Annotated in this window: 19 protein-coding genes; 7 read left to right on the forward strand and 12 right to left on the reverse strand. The window is 47.3% G+C overall.

Annotated elements, in window-relative coordinates:
• Positions 1-111 precede the first annotated feature (111 nt).
• Complete coding sequence (locus tag J0L70_RS16905; RefSeq protein ID WP_287455329.1) at positions 112-600, forward strand: IS110 family transposase; 489 nt, start codon at positions 112-114, stop codon at positions 598-600.
• Positions 601-1,088: 488 nt separating this feature from the next.
• Positions 1,089-1,301, forward strand: a complete 213-nt coding sequence (locus tag J0L70_RS16910; RefSeq protein WP_190647303.1) for a hypothetical protein — start codon at positions 1,089-1,091, stop codon at positions 1,299-1,301.
• Between the two features lie 6 nt (positions 1,302-1,307).
• Here the strand turns inward: J0L70_RS16910 and J0L70_RS16915 are convergent, their stop codons facing one another.
• From J0L70_RS16915 to J0L70_RS16940, 6 genes are all read right to left on the reverse strand, one after another.
• Positions 1,308-2,351 carry an alpha/beta hydrolase gene (locus J0L70_RS16915; RefSeq protein ID WP_017287110.1) on the reverse strand — a complete coding sequence of 348 codons (1,044 nt, stop codon included), beginning with the start codon at positions 2,349-2,351 and terminating at the stop codon, positions 1,308-1,310.
• A gap of 42 nt (positions 2,352-2,393) precedes the next feature.
• Positions 2,394-3,284, reverse strand: coding sequence for an acetylglutamate kinase (gene argB, locus J0L70_RS16920; RefSeq protein ID WP_017287109.1), 891 nt, complete (start codon positions 3,282-3,284; stop codon positions 2,394-2,396).
• A 104-nt stretch (positions 3,285-3,388) separates the two neighbouring features.
• The gene (locus tag J0L70_RS16925; protein WP_287455330.1) at positions 3,389-5,335 is read right to left on the reverse strand and encodes a tetratricopeptide repeat protein; all 1,947 of its coding nucleotides are present in this window, start codon (positions 5,333-5,335) and stop codon (positions 3,389-3,391) included.
• 203 nt (positions 5,336-5,538) lie between these two features.
• Positions 5,539-5,709, reverse strand: a complete 171-nt coding sequence (psb34, locus tag J0L70_RS16930) for a photosystem II assembly protein Psb34 (RefSeq protein WP_017287107.1) — start codon at positions 5,707-5,709, stop codon at positions 5,539-5,541.
• Positions 5,710-5,889: 180 nt separating this feature from the next.
• Positions 5,890-7,242 (reverse strand): FAD-binding oxidoreductase, encoded by a 1,353-nt coding sequence (locus J0L70_RS16935; protein ID WP_287455331.1) that lies wholly within the window; start codon positions 7,240-7,242, stop codon positions 5,890-5,892.
• A 519-nt stretch (positions 7,243-7,761) separates the two neighbouring features.
• On the reverse strand, positions 7,762-8,361 hold the full coding sequence (locus J0L70_RS16940; protein WP_026148500.1) for a DUF8166 family protein: 600 nt from the start codon (positions 8,359-8,361) through the stop codon (positions 7,762-7,764).
• A 147-nt stretch (positions 8,362-8,508) separates the two neighbouring features.
• Between J0L70_RS16940 and leuC the strand changes: the two genes are divergently transcribed.
• The 4 genes from leuC to J0L70_RS16960 all read left to right on the forward strand — a co-directional run bounded on the left by leuC (position 8,509) and on the right by J0L70_RS16960 (position 11,459).
• Complete coding sequence (leuC, locus tag J0L70_RS16945) at positions 8,509-9,912, forward strand: 3-isopropylmalate dehydratase large subunit (protein WP_287455332.1); 1,404 nt, start codon at positions 8,509-8,511, stop codon at positions 9,910-9,912.
• Positions 9,912-10,070, forward strand: coding sequence for a hypothetical protein (locus tag J0L70_RS16950; protein ID WP_287455333.1), 159 nt, complete (start codon positions 9,912-9,914; stop codon positions 10,068-10,070). Before leuC ends, J0L70_RS16950 begins: the two co-directional genes overlap by 1 nt.
• A gap of 39 nt (positions 10,071-10,109) precedes the next feature.
• The gene (locus tag J0L70_RS16955; protein ID WP_287455334.1) at positions 10,110-10,586 is read left to right on the forward strand and encodes a DUF4279 domain-containing protein; all 477 of its coding nucleotides are present in this window, start codon (positions 10,110-10,112) and stop codon (positions 10,584-10,586) included.
• An 87-nt stretch (positions 10,587-10,673) separates the two neighbouring features.
• Positions 10,674-11,459: a class I SAM-dependent methyltransferase gene (locus tag J0L70_RS16960; protein ID WP_287455335.1), complete on the forward strand. Its 786-nt coding sequence runs from the start codon at positions 10,674-10,676 to the stop codon at positions 11,457-11,459.
• Between the two features lie 18 nt (positions 11,460-11,477).
• On the opposite strand, the gene J0L70_RS16965 is transcribed toward J0L70_RS16960, so the two are convergent.
• Together J0L70_RS16965 and rpsF are read right to left on the reverse strand one after the other, a co-directional pair.
• Positions 11,478-14,027, reverse strand: a complete 2,550-nt coding sequence (locus J0L70_RS16965; protein ID WP_017287099.1) for an amino acid permease — start codon at positions 14,025-14,027, stop codon at positions 11,478-11,480.
• A gap of 228 nt (positions 14,028-14,255) precedes the next feature.
• On the reverse strand, positions 14,256-14,570 hold the full coding sequence (rpsF, locus tag J0L70_RS16970; RefSeq protein WP_017287098.1) for a 30S ribosomal protein S6: 315 nt from the start codon (positions 14,568-14,570) through the stop codon (positions 14,256-14,258).
• 189 nt (positions 14,571-14,759) lie between these two features.
• Between rpsF and J0L70_RS16975 the strand changes: the two genes are divergently transcribed.
• The gene (locus tag J0L70_RS16975) at positions 14,760-15,557 is read left to right on the forward strand and encodes a fumarylacetoacetate hydrolase family protein (protein ID WP_017287097.1); all 798 of its coding nucleotides are present in this window, start codon (positions 14,760-14,762) and stop codon (positions 15,555-15,557) included.
• Here J0L70_RS16975 and J0L70_RS16980 read toward each other — a convergent pair.
• The 4 genes from J0L70_RS16980 to J0L70_RS16995 all read right to left on the reverse strand — a co-directional run bounded on the left by J0L70_RS16980 (position 15,554) and on the right by J0L70_RS16995 (position 18,411).
• A complete protein-coding gene (locus J0L70_RS16980; RefSeq protein WP_017287096.1) occupies positions 15,554-16,042 on the reverse strand; it encodes a Tic20 family protein in 489 nt (162 codons plus the stop codon). The two genes, J0L70_RS16975 and J0L70_RS16980, sit on opposite strands and share 4 nt — an antisense overlap.
• Positions 16,043-16,106: 64 nt before the next feature.
• Positions 16,107-16,304, reverse strand: coding sequence for a hypothetical protein (locus J0L70_RS16985; RefSeq protein ID WP_017287095.1), 198 nt, complete (start codon positions 16,302-16,304; stop codon positions 16,107-16,109).
• Between the two features lie 137 nt (positions 16,305-16,441).
• Entirely contained in the window at positions 16,442-17,470 is a 1,029-nt protein-coding gene (locus J0L70_RS16990; protein ID WP_051077780.1) for a response regulator, read from the reverse strand.
• Positions 17,471-17,553: 83 nt separating this feature from the next.
• Positions 17,554-18,411 carry a metallophosphoesterase gene (locus J0L70_RS16995; RefSeq protein ID WP_287455336.1) on the reverse strand — a complete coding sequence of 286 codons (858 nt, stop codon included), beginning with the start codon at positions 18,409-18,411 and terminating at the stop codon, positions 17,554-17,556.
• Between the last annotated feature and the right edge of the window lie 60 nt (positions 18,412-18,471).

The raw sequence follows: 18,471 nt of genomic DNA on the forward strand, positions 1-18,471 counted from the left end.
TCGAGGACGACTTTGGCTTTGAATTGCGGGCTGTATTTCTTGGCTTGATTTGACATGCACTTGATCCTACTCCTTAAACGGTTTCTTGTCGCTCTTGGAGTGGTCTAGTTTTTGGGGGGCATTTCAGAACTAGCACAACAGTTGTTACGATTTTTTCCTGAAGCCACTCTCCACAGTGCCTACGAAGCCGGATTTTCTGGGTATGTGTTGCACCGTGTGTTGAAGTTGCACGGGATCGACAACATCGTTGTCCATGCAGCGGCGGTCGAAGTCTCAGCGCACAGTCGCGTTAAGACGGACAAACGCGATGCCCAGAAATTAGCGAGCCAGTTGGAAGCGGGACGCTTGCGCGGCATCCGAGTGCCCACGCCAGAACAGGAACAGCGTCGCCTGCTGAGTCGAACGAGATCGCAACTGGTGCAGCAGCGCTCGGCGGTGCAGAATCAAATTCGCATGAAAGCGCATCAATTTGGCTTGATTGCCCCAGAAGACCGACGACAGATGAGCCACAAACTGGTGGCTGAGTTACTTGAGCGTTCCCCAGCAGAGGCATTTCGCTTTGTCGTCGAGGTGCATTGGCAAGTCTGGGAATTCAAGTGATGGCGATCGCTTTGAGAAACTAGTGAGAAGAAGCTTTGTAGAACTTGGATTTCAAAACTCTCTAAACAATCTCAAAGCTAGCCTTGATCTAAATGCTGCTGGGGGTGCAGGAGGAATTGATATCTATTGCGAAGCTCCTTATCCCCTAGTAGGTGAGTGTAAAGCTAGCAAACACGAAAATTTACCAAATGGTGTTGCTGCCTAGCTCATTAATTTAGGTCACACTCATTTGGGGAAAGCTCAATTTGAGCGTTCAGTTAAAGTTTTATTTGTTGCTGGTCGATTAACTCATGCAGCCGAGAAAGCAGCAGTTGAAGGAGAAATGATGTTATGCGCCCTGAAACATTAGAACGATTAGTAACACTAAAGGCTCAATATCCTGGAGCAGTCAATCTATTTGAGCTAGAAGCTTGCTTTAATCGCCTTTTGGCGAAGACTCAAATGAAAAAATTAATAGATATCTCGATCGCATTCAAGAAGATATCGAAGTGCGAGCCAAAATTATTCAAGTCCTTCAAGCAAAAGCGCCACAACAGTTAAGTGTTGGATTCATCCAAGGACATTATGAAGCCTCGAATCCACCTCGATTACTGGATGAGAAGCAATTAAGAGACATTCTGATTGAGCTTTCTTCCCCGCTAACAGGATTTGTTGGACGCAAAGAGAGCGATCGCTTTTATTTTCTCCGTCCGTTTCAATGAAATACATCAATCATTTCCCCAAGTTGGATTGCGTTTGATCACAATTTCACGCTTGTCGATCATCGTCATCAACGCCGGTAAATCAGGAGAAGCTTTACTCGTGAGATTCAACTCTGCAACGGCTTGCTTACAAGTTTTACCTTCAGTCATTCGATAAGCAATTTCTTCGATCTCTGCCCAAGCCAAATCACTCTGCACAAACGCTTTTGCCATCACATTCAGCAGATTTTCCCACTGATTTCCCTCAGCTTTCGTCATCATCGTGTGAGGGATATTCAACTCACGATCGAATCTGTAATACCAAGTTTTCGGCTGACGGACTAATAGATTCTCAAACAAGACTGTGTGATCCGTATTGCTCACTGCCCGATCCGCATCAGTTGAAACGACAAACATTGGAGGAGCCGCTGCCGACTTCGACCGTTTTAGCACCTCACTCCCTAAATCGAGAAAGACTCTTAGATCTGGAAAAGTAAACCCTTTGTACCCGATCGGCTCTCCAGGCTCATCACTCTGCCATTCAAAATAGGTATTGAACGTTTTGACAAATAGATCAATCACTTTGTTACTGCTACTAAGATAAGCAGCAAAAAGTAAAGCACGATCGATTTGACTCGCTTTTTCCAGAGCCAGCCACGCTGCAAGCGTCCCCCCACCCGACAATCCGCCCACCACAACTCTATCGCCTAGCCCCTGAGCCTGCCGGAACCACTCCAGCGCAAAATTCTTGTAAGTCTCTACATTCGTTGGCAACGGGGGTGGATTCTTGCCGTTCCAGTCGCCCGCCTGCCCATGCCCAGGCAATCGCGGAATGATCACGTTATAGCCCGCCTGGTAAAACACCCGCGCCATTGGTAAAAACTGATAAGGCGCAGCCGTAAAACCGTGAAAAAACAGACAGACTTTCGTCGTCGGAGCGGGATGTAAGAGAAACTGCGATCGACAGCCATCATTTTTTATCGGTAGTCGATCCTCCTGAAACTTCGTGCGCTGAGGCAGAGAATTTGCAGCGATCGAGTAACCGATTTGAGTAAAAAAGTTTCTAGGCATGGTGCAGACCAGTAAAGGCAGATAAATCCAGAGTGCCCGACTTTACGGCGCAAATTCTGAACCCACAATCATCGAACCCGTTCCCGTATCGGTAAAAATCTCCAATAGCAGCGAGTGCGGCATCCGTCCATCCACGATATGAGCAGCTTTCACACCTTGAGCCAGCGATCGCACACAGCAATTGACTTTCGGAATCATCCCGCCCGAAACAATGCCTTCATCGATCAGCTTTCTCGCCGTCTGAATATTCAATCGCGGAATCAAGGTCGATGGGTCTTTGTAATCGCGCAGAATTCCAGCAGTATCCGTCAGTAAAATCAGTTTCTCAGCTCCGAGGGCTGCTGCAATCTCCCCGGCGACAGTATCCGCATTGATATTGTATGCCTGCCCAAACTCATCCGCTGCCACACTGGACACCACCGGAATATGACCATTGTTCACGAGCGAATTAAGAATTTGAGGATTGACTCGGGTTACTTCTCCCACAAATCCAATCCCTTCCTCGTCAGCAGGACGCGCTTCAAATAGCCCCGCATCTTTGCCACACAGTCCAACCGCAGAACCGCCAGCCTGATTGATCAAAGACACAATCTCTTTATTGACGCGACCGACCAAGACCATTTCGACCACATCCATTGTTGCCGCATCGGTCACACGCAGTCCATTCTTAAACTGAGCTTCAATCCCTAATTTATTCAGCCAAGAATTGATTTCAGGGCCACCCCCGTGAACGAGAATCGGACGTAATCCGACACAAGCCATAAAGACAACATCCCGGATGACTTTCTCTTTGAGCGCGCCTTCTTTCATCGCGGCTCCGCCGTACTTCACAACGATCGTCCGTCCTGCAAATTGCTGAATATAGGGCAGAGCTTCGCTAAGAATGCGGACTCGGGTATCGGCGGTTTCAAACTGTTCGCTGTCTTGGAGCATAGAACTGATCTGTGGGGGTAATCGTGCGTTATTTAACGATCGCGCACTATAACACCTACAAATTGTTATCTAAATTACTCTTCTAGACAACTTAAGAATTTGTCCTAAAGCTCTCGCATCACTTGGGGTAAAAATGTGGGCGGAATTTGCGATAAGGCTTGCGTCTGCCCCTGAATCCCTTCACGCTCGTAGATGCCTTTGACGATTTGACTCAACTGCCCAACCGCACTCGGTTGGAAGTCCGGCTGCTCTTGCCAGCCTTGAGCCGCTCGAACCTGATGTTTGAGCGCATGATGCAGAAATTGCGATCGCTCTTTCGTCTCAAGGCTGGCACGTTGATCAGTCGCCATTTGATAGTAAGCCAGCCCAATATGATGATGCGTTGCCGACAGATCGAAGCTGAGGGTCGGCGCGTAAGAGAGATTTGCAGTTAAATATTGCACTGCACTCAGGGATTCTTGATACGCATCGATCGCGCAAAGCATGTAGGTTGCCTGATCGTCATAATGCGTCGTGTCTTGATTTGCTAAGTGCCAGTAGGCAGTGCCGAGATTATTTTGAGTCGCGGCATAAGCGCTAGGAGCCGCCTCTAGGGTGCGATAAATCAGCGCCACTCGGTAAGCCCCGATCGCTAAGTGCAAAAAGTCTTCTGCCATCGCTAACTCTTGAACCGCTTGATCGCAGCGGGAAAGATTCCAATAGGCAGTCCCTAAATTGTTTTGCAGCATCGCGTAGTGCATCGGCTCACGCTCTGGAGTGTAATAGCGCAGGGCTTCGTTATATGCCAAGACAGCAGATTGCAGATTAAACATGGGCATACGATGCTGCGCCAAGTTCCAATACGCGGTTCCTAAATTGTTTTGAGTCGCGGCGTAGCGAGCCGGATCAGTGTCAAAGGGGCGATGTTCAATCGAGGCTTTGTATGCCGCGATCGCATGTTGCAGATTTTCTTCGGGCGATCGCAGACCTGCTAAGTCGCTGTAAACCGAACCGAGATTGTTCTGAATCATCGCATAGGTCTGCGGCTGAATCGCCGGATCAGTACGATCGATCGCGAATTGATAAGCTTTTAAGGCTTTCTCTAAATTCGTTTCGACAGCACCCTCTCCAGAGCGAGCTTTGATCCAATACAAATTGGCGATGTCATTGAGCAAATCGGGCACTTGCTCAGATTTCATGTCGATCAGTTTCAGGGTTTGCTCATAGGCGCGAATCACGATCGTTAAATCCCCAGAACTGGGACGCACCGGATCGAGGCGATCGCGATACCAATCTCCGAGGTCGCGATATAACTGAGCGATCGTCGCGGCTGAAGCCCGTTGTTGATGCAGATCTTCAATCTGCTGCAAGAATTGTAGCGGTTTCGCATCAGGATGATTCGTCTGCAAGATATCGCCAATCGATGCTTGATCCTCAAGATGGATCGTCTGCATGACTGAAGCCAGCACGAAATCTGAAAGCTCATTATCCAGCTTAAGTTTGCGATGTCCGTTAGTTGGCGCAGTTGCAGGCGGCGGAATTTGTACCGAATTATCTCCGAACGGATCACCTTCAAACTCAAATAAGCCCGTGTGCCATTGCCAGAAGTTGGGCACAGTCTGCTGAATCGAGCGACACCAAGGACGCGTCAGCCAAAGAACCAGATTGAAGTCGAGTTTGGGCAGTTGCAGCGCGATCGCAGACAGCGAATCGAGAAATGTTCTTTGAATATGAACAGGCTGGCGCGTTAAGCGATCGATGCCCGTGATTTGATAATTGGGCATCCCCGCTTGGACATGCGCCAGAATATCAGGATTTTCTAAATCGAGGTCTAGACTGACGAGCGAAGTGGCAGGAGTCTCTTGAGCAAGCTCAGCCTGAAGCTGTGTAGCCAATTGACTACGTAAGGCAGCATCATCACAAACGACCATCAGAATTTGACGGCGCAAATTTAGACTTAACGCCATCCGTAGGCGCAGATAGATCTGTTGGTTCAGACTGGGAACAGCCTGAGAGACGATCTCGTTCACAGGAATATCTTGAGCGAGGGGGTGACGATCAATGACAGACATCAGCATTTCAAGAATCGCTTGTCAAGCGCAGTATAGACGAGATGATATTAAATCTCTTCGTCGAATCTGACCGATGTTCAGGATGAAACTGAGGTTTACGTAAATTTATGGATTGTCCCAAGAAAAATCCTACGAAAAAACCAGGTTACCTACTAAGGTAAGCGACCTGGTTCGTTTAAATCTACTGTAGAGCGAATTTTTGTTTAGGAAACGGCAGCGGCGACAGCAACCAATCCACCAATCAAGACTACGGCAGCGATTCCAAGAAAAATGTAATTGCGTTTCTGATTTTGGGTCGGCGGTTCGGCTTCGTACATTTTCGGCTCGATCGCAAAATTATTCAGCAATCCACTCTCTTCTTTGACATATCGCATGGGTCAATTTCCCCTTAGTGTTTTGTTAACTTTAGCAAAGTTATGGTAAATGCTCTATACCTTCAGCAGGAAGATTTAATATTCGTTACGAGAGTTAATTCTGACTGCGCGTCAGCCCATTTTGCAGCTGAAACCAGACAGCGCAATGGTTACAATCATTCAGCGCAGTCGCAACGCCGCTTACGATCGTTCAAGCCATGCCCGCATTTTCCCTGGATTTAATAAGCCATATGGATCGACTTGCTCTTTGAATTGCAGTTGTGCGAGATCCACCATTTTCATCCCGCCATCTTCAATTAAATAGGTGTGCGGATTAAAAATAAATGCGCCTTTCGATTCGTGATCTCGAATAATTTCGTTCAGGCGCTCCTCGGTTGTATAGCGAACCAATTGCAACGAAGCGGGGCGGGCTTTGCCTCCATATCTGAGAAATTCCAGATGAAACATGACTTCATCCCCGTAATGGTGATACATTTCCTCAAGCAAAGACAAGTTCTTGTCGTCGGGGAAGAGGGTTTGTAGATAAGTAATCGTCGGATCGACGCTGCGCGCATGTAGGGTTGTATGGTTCCAAGTATATTCAGCCAGGGCAATCCCTTTTCCGGCTTCTTGAGCCGGTTTTTGATACGTGATTTCGCCGGAAAATTCTTTGACGAATTCGGCAAGTGGCTCTAAACAAGTCTCAGAAATCATTAACAAAGCAGCGTGTTTTCCGGCAGGAATATAACTTTTCAGTGCAGCAAAGTATTGAGGAATCGGATCGGGACAAATGCAGACCAGCTTTTTGATCATGCCGTCTGCATCACTGAGCGCTTGCCCAAACCGCGCCGCACTCATAAAATCGGGAAAATTGACGATAATTTCTGACCAGGGATAAGCCGGAGCCAAGGGAATTTCTAATTCGGTGATAATCCCATTCGTTCCATAAGCATGAGCGACTTTGTAAACGTCATCGCCGCGTAGTTCAAGAATCCGCGGCTCGTCTTCCATCGTGATTACTCGAACGGCAAGGAGATTGCCACGATCGCGTAATTGCCCATACGTAACTGAGCCAATGCCCCCGCTGCCGCCGCCAATGAATCCACCGATCGTCGCAGTTCGATACGTCGAGGGAGCCATGCGAATTTCCCAGCCGATTTCGCGGGTTTGCTTATCTAATGCAGCAAGTTTTGCACCCGCTTCGACACGCACCACGCCAGGTTTCATCCACTTGACTGCCGTCATTTTCGTAATATCGAGGATCACCCCGCCTTCAAGTGGAATGCATTGCCCATAGTTACCCGTTCCGGCTCCCCGCACGGTCAAAGGTACTTTGTGACGCACGCAGGCTTGAGCAATTTTGAGTACTTCCGCTTCATTTACCGGACGAACAACCGCATCGCCAAATTTGTCCTGCAATTGCGGTTGTAAGACAGGGCTAAAGTGGTAGTAATCGTGAGAGAGCTTTGCAACTTGGGTTGCGTCGGTAATAATATCAAGTCCAGCTAAATCGCTGAGAACCGATGCGATCGCATTCGGAGTCGTGGTGGTCATCGCCAAATTCCTGAATTATCTGCTGTTTCGACTATAAAGGGATTTTGCAGGGAAATTCGTATGAGACAATCCATTTTGGAGTTTGGATGACGAGAGATTTGCCAGTAGAGCAGTTCAGCCAAATAGGGTAGAAAAGATTTGGTATACAGAAATCATCTGAAGGCAAAGCTTTGAGAGTTCTATATACGCGAAAGCCTAAGCTTCAGAGAAAAGTAGTTGATTGATTAAATTCAGGACTGTTTCGGGACAGTTCAAGGGATGTTCTAGTAGCATTGTTCGTTCTGCGTTATGAGATCAACAGCACTGGTCAAGATTACTATCTACCCTTCACTTCCTCGCCCATTTTTAGCAACAGAGAGAAGCCGTACAACTTTGAGCAGAACTGTTATCGATCGCAATTTGCCAAGCTCCGATGAATTAGACCCAAATGACTGTCATCGAACCAATGAATCGCCGCTGCATCTCCCTCAATTCAGTCAATCCCAAAGCGATTTGGAAGCAACAGGGCTAGCACTACTTCTACCGCATCGCCCCCATTGTATTTTTCCAAGCTAGCTCTCGACAAAGCACAATCAACGCCCGTTCTTCGGCTCCCTTAAAAAGTTGCTTCTCAATCAGCTCCTCTAAAACCTGATGCGTCAACTGAGTCGAAAACGTGCCCCCACAGTTCAGCAAATGGCTGTAGTAACAAAACTGAGATCGACCTTCTTCATTCAGATGAAAGTGATAAATCTCCTCCCACGTCATCCTCCGCACTGGCGTATTCACCGGAACCACAACGCGCGGAATTCCCTGAACCCCATACGGTTTACCCGAACGCGTATTCAATTCCCCCACTAAAACCGTCCACAACAACGTTCGGACTTCCTGAACTTGATCAGGCGTAAACATAGGATCAGGCTCACTCGTCAAGCGAATGCCCGTATTGAGAAATAGCGGATTAAAGAGCTGAGAATTGTAGACGATCCCGACTGCCCAATGGCGATCGTCTTCCAATTTGACAAATGTGCCAAAGCCGTAATCATCGGGAGAAGGCGCATCGATAAAATCCAGGCTATCGTCCACCTGCACCACATAATCGCAGTGTGAATTCGATTTAACAATCTTTCCTAATCGCATGATCGACTCCTCAAGCATTCACAGGCATTTTACCGCTATGCGAGTTTTTGTACTACAAACTTGATTGTTTTTAGCTTTCGCCTCCCCAGTCTCCACATCAGTACGATAAGATAAATTCCTGCTTGTATACGCCACCACAAAACCATCATGAGTACTGGAACACTGTTCGATAAAGTTTGGGACTTACATACGGTCGGAATTTTACCGTCGGGTCAAACTCAGCTTTTTATCGGACTCCATCTCATTCATGAAGTGACCAGTCCTCAAGCGTTTTCAATGCTGCGAGAACGCGGTTTATCCGTTTTATTCCCCGATCGCACCGTTGCCACCGTTGATCACATCATCCCAACCGACAACTTAGCGCGCCCCTTCGCCGATTCGATGGCAGAAGAAATGTTGCAGGAGCTTGAAAAAAATACTTCTGCTAACAATATTCGCTTCTATCCAGTCGGTTCTGGCAGGCAGGGAATTGTACATGTGATTGCACCGGAGCAGGGATTCACGCAACCTGGAATGACGATCGCATGTGGAGATAGCCATACTTCGACACATGGAGCATTCGGCGCGATCGCATTTGGGATCGGAACCAGTCAAGTCCGCGACGTGCTAGCTTCTCAAACCTTAGCGTTGTCCAAACTAAAAGTCAGAAAAATCGAAGTCAACGGCAAGCTCAATCCTGGCGTGTTTGCCAAAGATGTCATCTTGCACATCATTCGCAAACTTGGGGTGAAAGGCGGCGTGGGCTACGCTTACGAATTTGCTGGCACCACGTTCGAGCAAATGAGTATGGAAGAACGCATGACCGTTTGCAATATGTCGATCGAAGGAGGCGCACGATGCGGATATGTCAATCCGGATCAAGTTACCTATGACTATCTCAACGGTCGAGATTTCGCACCCAAAGGCGAAGCATGGGATCAAGCGATCGCATGGTGGAATAGTCTCCGTAGCGATGCCGATGCTGTTTTCGATGATGTTGTAGTTTTCGACGCGGCTGACATTGCTCCAACTGTAACTTGGGGTATCACACCGGGGCAGGGAATTGGCATTAGCGATCCCGTTCCTACTCCAGATACGATGCCAGAAGATGAACGAGCGATCGCGCTTGAAGCTTATCAATATATGGACTTGAAGCCGGGTGAACCGCTGCAAGGAACCAAAGTCGATGTCTGCTTTATTGGAAGCTGTACAAACGGGCGTATTTCTGACCTGCGAGAAGCGGCAAAAGTCGCTCAAGGGCGACAAGTTGCAGCAGGTGTAAAAGCGTTTGTCGTTCCGGGATCAGAGCGGGTAAAAGTCCAAGCTGAGAAAGAAGGACTCGATCGTATTTTCGTCGAAGCTGGGTTCGAGTGGCGTGAACCGGGTTGCTCAATGTGTCTCGCAATGAATCCTGACAAATTAGAAGGTCGGCAACTCAGCGCATCTTCTTCCAATCGCAACTTCAAAGGGCGGCAAGGTTCAGCATCGGGTCGTACTTTACTCATGAGTCCCGCAATGGTTGTTGCAGCAGCAGTCACAGGAAAAGTGACCGATGTGCGTGAGTTGATGTAATGGAGCGAGGACGAGGTGCAAACCGAAACGATCGTCAAATGGTCGATTCGGTTGCACAGCAAATAGGAATGAACTCGTCGCAGCGTCGAGAATTTGGCAAATACATTGAGGATGTCAAACGATCTGAAGGTCGAGGAGGCGCAGATAATTTTACTTAATGAAGAATTGCTCGAATTAGCCGATGAGTTTCTTGAGCTATGATGAGTCAATCCCTCAACACTTTGCTGATGAGTACGATTGAAGTCCCCTTAAGATTATCAGGGATGTTGCCCCCCGCGGAACACCTCATTCAAATGTTCGGGAGTGAGCCAACAAGAAGTTTGCGGCAGGGCGATCGTGTTTCTAAACGGAGAGTACAACCCGTCGATCTCTGGCAGTTAGATTTAGCAGCGATTCAAGATGGCGAATCTCTCCAGAATGCTGCAACTCAGTTGAAACAACTTGCACCTGAGATCGCAACACTCGATCGTTCAAGCTGCCGCGCGGAGTTATATATCAGCACGATTCGAGAAGAAGATCAGGGCGGATCTTCACTGCCAACTGAATTGGTGATTGCTGCTGCTGAAGCTCAGTTGTCGATCGAGGTTTCAATTCTAATCATGCTTGATGATTACGTTGAACCAAACTCAGTTCAACCCCAGTCTCAACTAGAAGGAGCATCAAGCAAAAGCTAAGATGCTATTTCAAACCTTAACGATGTCAGGCAATACAATGCAAAGTCAATTCATACCTAGCAATGAGAACCTTTCACATCTGCAAATATGAATTATCAAAAGCAAGTTGCCGATTTTTACAATGCTAGGACTGACTATGATAATGAACTCACTTATAGTCGCGCAGTCCGTTTACTAAGCTACACTCCATTGCATCCTGATTATGCGGTCTTAGATGTTGCGACTGGAACAGGTAACATTGCGATCGCTGCTGCCAAACACGTCAAATCTGTTATCGGAATCGACATCGCCGCAGAACTTCTCAAAATCGCCCAACAGAAAATCACCGCAGAACGCCTTACTAACATTCAATTGCTTGAAATTGATGTCGAAGCTTACCAAGCTGAACCAGAGCAATTTGATGCCATCTACTGTTCGTTTGCGATCGTGCTTTTTCCCAACATCTCCAAAATTTTGCAAAACTGGTATTACTTTCTCAAACCTAATGGCTTCATTGCTTTTAGCTGCTCCTCTGAGAACTCCTACCTTGTAGATACGATCGTAGAATCCTGTGCCGCTCATGGTGTCACCCTGCCAAACCTGCATTACTTGCTTGGAACCCCTGAGCGAATTCAGAACTTACTCGGATCGATCGGCTTTCATTCCATCGAAATCCATCCACACCAGCTTGGAAAATATCTGACAGTCGAACAAGCCCAAAGCCGATGGAGCGGAAAATTCTGGCTGCACATTGATAATCCGCTACCTCAAGTAGACCCAGCAATCCTTGAGCAAATTAAAGCAAGTTACGATCGTGCGATCGCATCACTCGCCACCGATCAAGGTATTTGGCACGAAGAACTGATCTACTACGTGATCGCTAACCGCGCTTGAACTCTCAACTTCAGAGCGTTATGTCAAGACATCAGGTTGCAACACTGGAATTTCGATCACAAACTGTGTCCCCGTTCCAAACGTTGAATCATAGTAAAGCCTACCTCTGTGCCGCTCCGCAATGATTTGATAGCTAATTGAAAGTCCTAACCCGGTTCCTTTTCCAACAGGTTTCGTCGTAAAAAACGGATTAAACAAAGAAGACCGTACACTTTCTGGAACGCCTTGCCCATTGTCCGCAATCATAATTTTGACGAAGTTTTTCTCAGTCACCTCCGTCCGGATGCGAATCGTACTCGGATTCTTCTCAATCTCCTCATAGGTTCGATCGTGATTCACCTCTTCTAACGCATCGATCGCATTACTCAACAGATTCATGACGACCTGATTGAGTTGCCCTGCGTAGCATTCAACCAGTGGCAAATCACCGTATTCCCTAGTAATTTGAATCGCTGGATGCTTTGTCGTAGCTTGTAACCGATGGCGTAAAATCAGCAGCGTATTCTCAATCCCTTCATGCACATCGACTGCTTTGTATTCAGCTTCATCTAATCGGGAGAAGTTGCGAAGCGACAAAACAATTTCCCGAATCCGGTTCGTCCCAACTTGCATCGATTGCAAAAGCTTTGTCAGATCTTCAGTCAGAAACGGCAGATCAATCTCATCTAGCTGATCCTGAATCACAGCAGGGGGATTCGGAAAAGTCTGCTGATAAGTTTCAACCAAAGTGAGCAAGTCTTGCGTAGAAGTTTTGACATAGGAGAGATTACCGTGAATGAAATTCACGGGATTGTTGATCTCATGCGCTACTCCTGCCACCATTTGACCCAGTGCAGACATCTTTTCGCTCTGCACCATATGTAACTGAGCATTTTGTAAATCTTGCAGAGTCGATTCTAACTTCTCAGTTTTGATCGAAAGTTCTGCCTGAGTTTTCTCGGACATTTCTCTTGCTTCATCAATGGCTAAAACCTGCGGTAAGCTACTCCAACAGGCGATCGCAACTCCCAAGAATGCCACCACGAGTAGCACCAAAATCAGCAGAGAAGACTGAATGCTTGCTGCTACATTATCTAATGTTGATCTCACCCACCAGCTAATACTCGTCGTCATAGCAATGATGACCAGGAGCGAAATCACCTGAGTTGAGAGGAAATCTGTTTGTTCCGAAAGCAATTTGGGTTGATAGAGCCGAAACCACCATTCAGACTGAAATGGAGCAAACTTAACTTGCTGCATTCCCCAACTGAGCAATCGAACGATGAAAGGAAGCGACAGCCCGAGAAGTAAATCTTGCCAACTCCAAGCCATTCCACCGACAATCAGTGCCGTGACTTCAATGCACAAGAAAAAGAGCGATGCTTTTGCCCAAAGAGACTCTGGACTCTTACGCTGATGCCACATTCCCAGATGGAACGCGATCATCGCAATCAGATAGCCCGTGCCTGTGATCATGATGATTCGATCAACATTTCCCCAGACCAGGCATATCAAGCTAAACAGCAGAGTTAGAGAAAGTGCAGGTGCAAATACTCCTCGCTGTGAAACGACCCCAAAAACTGGAGCAATATAGCGATCGCGTGCCAACTGATAGAGAATTCGAGACGTATTAGAAACAGCAGTCGCAGAACTCAGCAAAGCACCGCTTGCAATTAACATCGTCACCAGCAATGGAGCAGCATCTCCCCAGAAAGGTTGCGCCGAATTCACTAGAACCAGAAAGGTCGAGGTGGCATCAGTAGGACTGAGACGATTGATAATCCAAGAGCCAGCGATGTAGACAAGCGGTAATAAAACAGCAGCACCTGCAATAAAATTCAAGGTCGATCGAGGCCGCTGACTATCTGCGACAAATGAAGATCCCGTTTCAGCCCCATAGACGGCATACACTGCCATGAAATACCATTTCATCCAACCTTCCAGCGAAAAGCTTGCACTTTGCATCGGCACGATCGTTGAGTTGTGCGCGAAGAAAGTTAGCCAACTGAATCCAAACACACAAAAAGCAATGATCAGTCCGATCGCAGGCAGCACAAAAAACGAGTGCAGGATACTCAAAGCTCTCGTTCCGCTGAACGCAAGGATGTAGGGCAGTAACGTAAAGAGAACTCTGAAGAAAGTCGTTGGGATGTGAATTGAGATGGGATCGAGATTTGTCTGAATCAAATCCGTCAAAATCATCGCATTCATCGGAGGAATGGAAACCCATCCAAGCCAGTAACCGATCGCGCTATATTGAGCGATCGCTGGATACGCCTTTAATAATCGAGTCGTATAGTTCGGCGTTCCACCTGAAACATCAGGATAGATTTGCCCCAAATGCCGCACTTGCAGATTTAACATCACTCCTGCAATTGTACTGATGATCCAGACTGAGAGAGCTTGTATCCCAAGCGCTCCATGCATCGCTGGCGCAGTTCCTAACCAAAGCAGCACTCCCCCTAAACTGAATCCCAAAGTTTCAAACGAGGTTAACGTTCTTGGCAGAATCGGAGGCAAGATCGAACCAGGATTCGCTGAAATTGGCTCAAACTTCCACCGAGAAAAAGATTCGGAACTGAATATCATAGAGGGCTTTTAGGCTGCAATCTTTCTCCTCCAAGCATTCCCAACTCAACGCTCATAATCGATGGAAAACTTAACATTTCCTCAAAGAAAACTAAAATCAGTCCCCATCAGGTTGAGCGATTTTGGGTTCTGATCAGGTGCATTGATCTGCATGAAGTCTAGACCCTCAAAACAAAACATCTGGCACTGAATCAACTGCACCAGATGTTAATGAATTAATGATTAGCCCTAAGCTTCGACAGCTTCCGCTTTCGGTTCTTCTTGTTTCACGGTCAAATAGCGAATCACTTCGTTACTCAAGCGCATTGCTCGTTCCATTTGAGCAATCGGGCTTCCATCTGACTTAAAATTCATTTGGATATAAACACCTTCGCGCTGTCTTTCAATTTCGTAAGCCAAGCGACGCTTACCCCGATGCTGAGTTTCGATGATCTCCGCACCGTTTTCCTTCAAGATCGATTGATACTTCTCGATCGCTTGATCGACTGCTTCATCCCCGATGTCAGGACGCAAAATATACATCGTTTCGTACAACTGGCTCATGAAATCGACTCCTTATGGTCTAAATGGCTCTTTCGAGTGATCAGCATCGCCCAACAATCAGACAAAAATCGCTTGATTTAGGTTGGGAAACCCCAATAATGAAAGGGCAAGGAATTACAATTCTATACCAGTTTCTGAATGATTCGTCGCGCTCTATTCCCCGGTCTAGCAAAATACGATTAATTTCTTATGGCACAGCGTTATGTCCGCGTTCAAACCCCTGACGACAAAATCTATTACGGCTTACTGCAAATCGATCGCACTGTTCAAGTTTTAGACGCTCCCCCTTGGCATCGAGGACAACTGACAGAGCATCGACTAAATGCCGCTGAATATCGGCTGCTTGCCCCCTGTGCGCCCTCGAAAATTATTGCAGTCGGCAAAAACTACGCCAGTCATGCCGCTGAAATGGGAACCCCTGTGCCCCAAGAGCCGCTTTTATTCCTCAAACCCACCACCACCATCATTCCGTTGGACGCTGAGATTTTGTATCCACCGCAATCTGAGCGAGTCGATTATGAAGGAGAATTAGCGCTAGTGATTGGCGATCGCACAAAAGACTGCACCCCTCAACAAGCCCACAGCAAAATTTGGGGATATACGATCGCAAACGATGTCACTGCCCGAGATCTACAAAAAAAAGATGGGCAGTGGACGCGAGCCAAAGGCTTCGATACGTTCTGCCCCTTAGGTCCTTGGATTGTCAGAGAAATTAATCCCGATGCGCGCATCCAAACTTTTTTGAATGAAGCCCCCGTTCAATCTGATTCGATCGGAAATATGGTGTTTTCACCGGATTTCCTAGTCTCCTACATTAGCCAAGTGATGACCCTACTCCCTGGAGATGTGATTTTAACGGGCACTCCTGAAGGTGTGGGAGCCATGCAGATTGGCAATCGAGTTCGAGTTGAAATCGAAGGCATCGGCTTCTTAGAAAATACGGTTGGCGAACGCTTACCCGTTCGCCAAGCCCAATTACAGGATTAACGCACCTGCATATAGACGGCATCTGAGATCGTGGGAATTTCTGCATAACGTCCCAATGCAGATTGCACGATCGAATACCCGACTGCCACAATCATCCCTAAAAAGACAGCGTTGAATAGCGTTTGCGTCAACAAGCCCATACCAAAAATAGGGGATAGCGCAAATTGCCAGATAATGCTGACCAGACTCAATAAAATTCCAAACAGAATCGCTTGCATGGTATTGAATCGGATAAAGTGCGGCACATTTTCGTTGCGCACCACCAATAGGAACAGCGCAAAGAACACAATTAACGGAATGAATCCGGTGTAAATCGAGAGGAGTGGAGCCAGGGGCAAGGCAACGATCGCAACCAGTGGACTGAGAAACGAGTCCGTCGCCAGCAAGATCCGCCCAACGAAGCCCACTACATCTAATAAGGGTAAGAGATACACTAGACAAGCAAAAATGCGATCAGACACCGTTGTAGAGCCGCGCCACGTCATAACTCAGTTCTCCTCGTTCGTATTCAGATGAATTGGGATACGCCCAGAATAGCGCACTTCCACCTTATTCAATATTTGCCACCCGAAATCCCATCTGGCACTCAAACTGATCTGGGGTCTTTTCCCCCAGTTTCAAAATTGCCTGCCCGCAACGCAGTTGACCCTGCCGCCATCTGGGTTGTCCACTTTGATCTGCCATTAAGCAGTTCTGGCAAACTTGCTGGGGTGAAAGGAGTTGTTCGCCCGCTAGGATGACTAACATCGCGCCTCCAAAAGAATGATTAAATCACACACTTCATGAATCTTCAGATCGCATTCAAAGCGCTCTACACTTGACCCTTGAGCCTATTTTAGAACAAGCTTTTTGAAAAGTAAGGTAATTCTGATACAGCTTAACTGTCAGATACGATTCACTGCTTTGACATATTTTTCAAACCAAATCGGTTCACTCTTGAATTGCAGTTCGATCGCTTGAATAAAATCGCTGAATTCTGCAATCAAATCTGGATTACGCCAGCCTTTTCTTGTTTCTTCTGCAATGATTCTCAACGCTTCTTCAGGTGAAAATGCTTTTTTATAGGGGCGTTCGCTGGTCAGCGCATCATAAATATCAAGGATTTGAAACACTTGTGCCAAAAAAGGAATGTCATCGCCTTTCAAGGCATCCGGATAGCCAGACCCATCCCAACGTTCATGATGATGCCGGATGATCGGGACAACGCCGCGCATGGTTCGCAGCGGTTGACAGATTTTTTCGCCGATCAGGACATGCTGTTTCATAATCTGAAACTCTTCAGGAGTGAGTCGTCCTGTTTTCAGCAGCACAGCATCGGGGATGCCTACTTTGCCGATATCGTGCAAATATCCACCCCACATCAAGTCGCGAATTTGCGATCGCGTTAATCCCAAAAATTCACCGAATGCTTTTCCCAGCATCACCAGTCTTTCACAGTGATCTCCAGTATTTGGATCGCGACTTTCAACGGTTCTCGCAATTGAGAACAACACTTTTTCCGCGTGATCTAAATCTTCATTCAGGCGTTTCTGATGCACGAGCGATTTGACTCGTGCCGAGAGTTCTAATTGATCAAAGGGTTTGGTCAAGAAGTCGTCGCCCCCGGCTTCGATGCCGCGGAGCCGCGATCGGCGATCGTCTAATGCTGTAATAAAGACGACTGGCGTTAAACGAGTGAGTTCATCTTCTTTGAGGCGACGGCACACTTCATACCCATCCATGCCTGGCATCATCACATCGAGCAAAATCAGGTCAGGATTCGTTTGCTGAAGTTGTGCAAGTGCAGTCGCGCCGCTTTCTGCTTCAATGACATCGTAGCCTTCTACAGAAAGCAAAGCTACAGCGGTCATCCGGCTCGAAGGATGATCGTCTACTACCAAGATGGTGGGTCGCTCCAAGTCTAGGTCATTCACACGGGAAACGCCTAAGTCACTGAACAATAGGAGGCAAAACTAAATTGCCTTTTCCAGTATGGTCACGCAACCGAGGAAATTGATCAGCGCGGGGATGGAGAATCACAATCGCTAGCATTCAGCGTGATGATCGTCACTTCGGGAGGACAGAACAATCGACCTGGAAAGTAAGTTCCTAATCCACGATTGACATAAAGTCGATTCTTGCCAATGTGATGCAGTCCTTTGACCCATTCCCAATGTTTCATAACTCGGTAACAGGCAGCGAGAACTGGAATTCTGTACTTGATTTTCTTGGGAAGGATGCGATAGAGATAGGCGCAAAAGGCTGAAATATTGACAATGCCTGGAATGATGATTTGCCCACCGTGGCTATGTCCTGAAAGTTGCAGATCGACTCGCCATTTTTGTAGGGATTCGGCGCAGTCGGGATTGTGAGCGAGCACAATGCGCGGCAAGTCGGCAGGAAGTTGCTCCATGACTTCGCTAGATTGTTTGTAGGCAGGCGACCAAAAGTCTGCGAGTCCAACTAGGGCAAGTTCTGATCCAACCGGATAAACGATTTCATTCCAGAGAATTTGGATATGAATGTTGGCTAGAGCATCAATGATAATTTGCTGACTATCGCGGCGATATAAGTCGTGATTGCCCAAAATGCCATAAATTCCTGATCTGGCTTTTAACTGTTGCAAATGATGGACAAGTTCATAAATCGGCTGCGGATCATCAGTCACAAAGTCGCCTGTGATGACGATGAAATCGGCTGCGGCTTGATTGGTAATCTCGATCGCTTGATTCAGAATTTTTTCAGATAATCGCTCTCCGTCAAAGTGCAGGTCAGAGAGTTGAACGAGTGTTGTCCCATGCAGGTGAGGGGGAAGGTTGTCGATCGTGAAATTTAGGGTTTCGACCTTAAGCGACTGGGTGAATAGGGGCTGCATATCATCTGGCTATAGCGCGCTCCTAGCTTAACAATTCTGAACCGATGTCAGCGGTGAAGC

It is taken from the genome of Leptolyngbya sp. UWPOB_LEPTO1 (genome assembly GCF_017302695.1).
In the GTDB taxonomy this organism is placed as follows: Bacteria; Cyanobacteriota; Cyanobacteriia; order Leptolyngbyales; family Leptolyngbyaceae; genus Leptolyngbya; species Leptolyngbya boryana.

Bases quoted from the DNA above. Each gene is read 5' to 3' on its own strand.
- J0L70_RS16915 (WP_017287110.1), bottom strand. From the start codon at position 2,351: ATGCCTAGAAACTTTTTTACTCAAATCGGTTACTCGATCGCTGCAAAT.
- argB (WP_017287109.1), bottom strand. From the start codon at position 3,284: ATGCTCCAAGACAGCGAACAGTTTGAAACCGCCGATACCCGAGTCCGC.
- J0L70_RS16925 (WP_287455330.1), bottom strand. From the start codon at position 5,335: ATGTCTGTCATTGATCGTCACCCCCTCGCTCAAGATATTCCTGTGAAC.
- psb34 (WP_017287107.1), bottom strand. From the start codon at position 5,709: ATGCGATATGTCAAAGAAGAGAGTGGATTGCTGAATAATTTTGCGATC.
- J0L70_RS16935 (WP_287455331.1), bottom strand. From the start codon at position 7,242: ATGACCACCACGACTCCGAATGCGATCGCATCGGTTCTCAGCGATTTA.
- J0L70_RS16940 (WP_026148500.1), bottom strand. From the start codon at position 8,361: ATGCGATTAGGAAAGATTGTTAAATCGAATTCACACTGCGATTATGTG.
- leuC (WP_287455332.1), top strand. From the start codon at position 8,509: ATGAGTACTGGAACACTGTTCGATAAAGTTTGGGACTTACATACGGTC.
- J0L70_RS16950 (WP_287455333.1), top strand. From the start codon at position 9,912: ATGGAGCGAGGACGAGGTGCAAACCGAAACGATCGTCAAATGGTCGAT.
- J0L70_RS16955 (WP_287455334.1), top strand. From the start codon at position 10,110: ATGATGAGTCAATCCCTCAACACTTTGCTGATGAGTACGATTGAAGTC.
- J0L70_RS16960 (WP_287455335.1), top strand. From the start codon at position 10,674: ATGAATTATCAAAAGCAAGTTGCCGATTTTTACAATGCTAGGACTGAC.
- J0L70_RS16965 (WP_017287099.1), bottom strand. From the start codon at position 14,027: ATGATATTCAGTTCCGAATCTTTTTCTCGGTGGAAGTTTGAGCCAATT.
- rpsF (WP_017287098.1), bottom strand. From the start codon at position 14,570: ATGAGCCAGTTGTACGAAACGATGTATATTTTGCGTCCTGACATCGGG.
- J0L70_RS16975 (WP_017287097.1), top strand. From the start codon at position 14,760: ATGGCACAGCGTTATGTCCGCGTTCAAACCCCTGACGACAAAATCTAT.
- J0L70_RS16980 (WP_017287096.1), bottom strand. From the start codon at position 16,042: ATGACGTGGCGCGGCTCTACAACGGTGTCTGATCGCATTTTTGCTTGT.
- J0L70_RS16985 (WP_017287095.1), bottom strand. From the start codon at position 16,304: ATGTTAGTCATCCTAGCGGGCGAACAACTCCTTTCACCCCAGCAAGTT.
- J0L70_RS16995 (WP_287455336.1), bottom strand. From the start codon at position 18,411: ATGCAGCCCCTATTCACCCAGTCGCTTAAGGTCGAAACCCTAAATTTC.